At 51.7% G+C, this 4,234-nt stretch carries 4 protein-coding genes; all 4 read right to left on the reverse strand.

Annotated features, from left to right (window positions below):
• A partial coding sequence (locus E1189_RS24040) for a hypothetical protein (protein WP_196221540.1) occupies positions 1–233 on the reverse strand: 233 nt, incomplete at its 3' end.
• 156 nt (positions 234–389) lie between these two features.
• Positions 390–1,466, reverse strand: a complete 1,077-nt coding sequence (gene fbaA / locus E1189_RS20495; protein WP_155163021.1) for a class II fructose-bisphosphate aldolase — start codon at positions 1,464–1,466, stop codon at positions 390–392.
• A gap of 75 nt (positions 1,467–1,541) precedes the next feature.
• Positions 1,542–2,705, reverse strand: coding sequence for a phosphoglycerate kinase (locus tag E1189_RS20500; protein WP_155163022.1), 1,164 nt, complete (start codon positions 2,703–2,705; stop codon positions 1,542–1,544).
• Positions 2,706–2,997: 292 nt separating this feature from the next.
• On the reverse strand, positions 2,998–4,234 hold a 1,237-nt coding region (locus tag E1189_RS20505; RefSeq protein ID WP_155163023.1), incomplete at its 5' end, for an ankyrin repeat domain-containing protein.

Consider the following 4,234-nt stretch of genomic DNA (forward strand, 5'->3'; position numbering starts at 1 on the left):
TTATTCGAGTTTTTTTGCCTCCAGAGATGGCAGGAGATCTTCAACTCGCCGGATTGAAGAAAACCACCAGTGTAAGAAACATGGCCGGATAAGTCTGAAAATTCCAGACCATAAGATTGCAGGTAATGACCCCGGCCTTCTTCCATCTCCTGATAATAAGGAGTTGGGGAGAGCGGCTGCATATTGAGACGCAGCTGTTCCAGCTTTTCACCATCAGGGAGTGGTCGAGACACGCGTTAACTTCCAGAAATATCTATAGGTGCTGGAAGTATACGTTTGTTCTGGCTGCAATCGCACCCCCTCCTGCCAGCCTTCAAGCCATGCCCAGGCCGAAAACGACAGTGCCGGCATAAAAGCCGGCACCGGGGAGAACAATTTATACGACGATATTACAGTACATCGATGCTGTTCAGGTCACGGTGAGCCTGTTCCAGACGCTCAACCATGGACGTCTGTCCCTGACGCAGCCATGCCCGTGGGTCGTAGTACTTCTTGTTAGGCTTATCAGCACCCTCTGGGTTACCCAGCTGGCTCTGCAGGTAGCCTTCATTTTTCTTGTAGTAGTTCAGAACACCGTCCCAGGCTGCCCACTGAGTGTCAGTGTCGATGTTCATCTTCACGACGCCATAGGATACAGCTTCCTTGATCTCTTCCTGAGTGGAACCGGAACCACCGTGGAATACGAAATTCAGGGACTTGGCAGGCAGATCAAACTTCTCGGAACAGAACTTCTGGGAGTTATCCAGAATCTTTGGCGTCAGCTGAACGTTACCTGGCTTGTAAACACCGTGAACGTTACCGAAGGACGCTGCAATGGTGAAACGATGGCTGACAGGAGCCAGCTTCTCGTAAGCGTAAGCCACGTCTTCTGGCTGGGTGTACAGCATGGAGCTGTCCATACCCGTGTTATCCACACCGTCTTCTTCACCACCAGTGCAGCCCAGTTCGAATTCCAGAGTCATCTCCATCTTGGCCATGCGCTTCAGGTACTCGGCGCAGGTTGCGATGTTGTCTTCCAGGGGCTCTTCAGACAGGTCGATCATGTGGGAGGAGAACAGAGGCTTGCCGTTCTTCTCGTAAAACTCTTCACCGGCGTCCAGCAGTGCGTCAATCCAGGGCAGCAGTTTACGTGCCGCATGGTCGGTATGCAGGATCACAGGGATGCCATACGCTTCAGCAACAGCGTGAACGTACTTGGCACCAGCGATAGCACCCAGAGCCCCCTTAGGGCCTTCTTCTTTCAGACCTTTACCGGAGAAGTAAGTCGCACCACCGTTGGAGAACTGAACGATAACCGGAGATTTAACCTTGGCAGCCGCTTCCAGTACAGCGTTGATGGAGTCAGTACCAACAACGTTTACCGCAGGCAGAGCGAACTCACCAGCCTTGGCCGCTTCAAAGATTTTTTGAACGTCGTCGCCGGTTACAACACCAGGCTTTACTACATCAAGAACTTTCTGGGACATAAGTCTATTCCTGTTCAATAAACTGGATAATCCAACAAAAAAGGCAGATTATCGGTGATAACCTGCCTTCAAAAATCAGCCTTTGCGTGCTTCCAGCATCGCAACGGCGGGAAGCTTCTTGCCTTCTACATATTCAAGGAAGGCACCCCCACCAGTAGAGATATAGGAAACCTGTTCCTTGATACCGTATTTATCCACCGCAGCCAGAGTGTCACCGCCACCTGCAATGGAGAAGGCTGGGGATTCGGCAATGGCCAGAGACAGGGCCTTGGTGCCTTCACCGAACTGATCGAATTCAAACACGCCAACCGGGCCGTTCCAAACGATAGTGCGGGCATCTTTCAGGATGTTCGCAAACAGTTCTGCGGTCTTGGGGCCAACGTCGAAGATCATGTCGTCGTCAACTACATCTTCTGCCATCTTGATAACGGCAGGTTCGTTTTCATCAAAGTTCTTGCCAACCACTACGTCGACAGGCAGAGGAATATCACACTTCTCCATCAGAGCTTTCGCCTGAGGGATCAAATCCTGTTCATACAGAGATTTACCCACTGGCTTGCCAGCTGCTGCCAGGAAAGTGTTAGCGATACCGCCACCCACGATCAGCTGATCGCACACTTCGGACAGAGATTCCAGAACCGTCAGTTTGGTGGAAACCTTGGAGCCACCAACGATAGCGGTCATAGGCTTGGCAGGAGCATCAAGAGCCTTGGCCAGCGCATCCAGTTCACCCTGCAGCAAAGGGCCCGCGCAGGCAACAGATGCAAACTGCCCAACACCATGGGTAGAAGCCTGAGCACGGTGAGCAGTGCCGAAAGCATCCATGATGTAAACGTCACACAGAGCGGCCATTTTCCTGGACAGCTCTTCGTTGTTCTTCTTTTCACCCACGTTGAAGCGTACGTTTTCCAGAATAACCAGCTCCCCTTCAGCCACTTCAAAGTCGCCGTCCAGCCAGTCTTTAATCAGACGTACTTCCTGACCCAGCAGCTTACCAATGTAATCAGCCACAGGCTTCAGGGAGAAAGCTTCATCGTATTCACCTTCGGTCGGACGACCCAGGTGGGAAGTTACCATCACTTTCGCACCTTCTTCCAGTGCCAGTCGAATGGTAGGCATAGAGGCGAGAATGCGGGCATCACTGGTCACCTGACCATCTTTAACCGGAACGTTCAGATCCTCACGGATCAGCACTCGCTTTCCAGACAGGTCCAGATCGGTCATCTTCAACACGGACATGATGAAAATCCTTCTAATTTAACTTCAGGTAGTAACCGGGAGCTTCGGAATAAACCCGGTAGGTGCCAGACGTTCGCGGCGGGCAGGTTTTATTAGTAGATTTAACGCTCATAACCCGATCCTGTCGGCGCAACAGTGATGTGATGAAATGCTCCGAAAACAAGCTGCGTACGATAACACAGCCAGTCTCACTCCGTCAGGCGCGGCAGGGTGTTTTACGTGCAACCCACCACCGACATCAGGGTTTCCACCCCACCAGCCTCAGACTTTGCGCTCAAGGATAGGCTATCTTTTATTCACCAGATAGCTCCTTCGACAAGGAGGAGCTCTGATCAGAGTCCCGGAAACTGATTCTGGACAGCAGGCTCAAAACAGCCAGCTCAGCATCAGCGAAAATACCAGCAGATAAGTGCTCCTCAAGCTCATTCAAGAGTGCCAGCAGGCTCTGCCCTGATTTACGGCTGGAAATGCATGTCGCCCTGATAGAATCAAGCGCTTGATCGCCTGTTGATTCCTGACCAGAGTTGGCCGGTAATGCAAAATCAGACTGTTCAAAGAGAGTGGCCAGTTTGAGTTTTTTGAGGATATCCTTGCCCTCAGGTGAGCCTGCACCAAAATCCTTCTCAGCCCACTGAATCAAAGAGAGTCCGCTCTCCGTTTTCATTGTGAAGTCAACGCCAAGCAAAGCCAGTGTCTGCAGGGCATGAATATCTTTATTTCTGATCGCATACAAAACGGTAAATAGCAGCTCCTGACCACCGAGAGCACGATCAATATCCGCCTGCTCAGGGATCAGGTCAGTTCTCAGAAACGCGGCTATGGCTGTATGCTGGTGATGCTGTGTCGCAATATCGAACGGAGCCTGCCCCTCCTCATATTCCGGGCCAATAGGCTTTAACCCCTCAGACATCAAATCCTCAATGATCGGTCTACTCCCTCCCCGGGCCGCCAACTTTAATAGCTGGATAGCTCTGTCCGCCTGATCTGCTTGCAGCTGCGCCCCCTGCTTTCGCAAATAGCTATAGCATTCAGTGCTTCCGTGGACGATGGCATTATCAATCACGCGATGGGGGCTGGCATCATGGCCGTTATCCAGTTTTGCCCCCCGTTGAACCAGATACTCAGCCGTCGCAACCTGATTATATCGTGCGGCATAAGCCAGAGGCGTGCCACAGTAAACACCCTGATTAGGGGATTGGGCATTTACATCTGCGCCCAGTTCTATCAGAAGCCTGACCATAGGCAGACCGTTTTCAAGGCATGAGGCCTGTGCCAATGGCGTCATACCGGTAACGGGGCAGGGGGCATGGATATCCGCCCCCATATTGCTACAGCGTTTTACGGTTTGCAGATCGCCTGTAGAGGCCGCTTGATACAAGGCTTGTTGAATATACTGTTTTTCTGCGGCGGATAGTCCATAGCTGGCTGCTACTGCACGGGAACGCGCGCAGAGTATTGCGAACTCAATCGTACTGGCGAATTCAACTTCATCAACGAGTTCAACATCATCAACATCAACATCATCAACA

The sequence above is a fragment of the Parendozoicomonas verongulae genome, assembly GCF_009711465.1.
GTDB lineage: Bacteria > Pseudomonadota > Gammaproteobacteria > Pseudomonadales > Endozoicomonadaceae > Sansalvadorimonas > Sansalvadorimonas verongulae.

Coding starts and splice junctions, on each gene's coding strand:
- fbaA (WP_155163021.1), bottom strand. CDS start 1,466: ATGTCCCAGAAAGTTCTTGATGTAGTAAAGCCTGGTGTTGTAACCGGC.
- E1189_RS20500 (WP_155163022.1), bottom strand. CDS start 2,705: ATGTCCGTGTTGAAGATGACCGATCTGGACCTGTCTGGAAAGCGAGTG.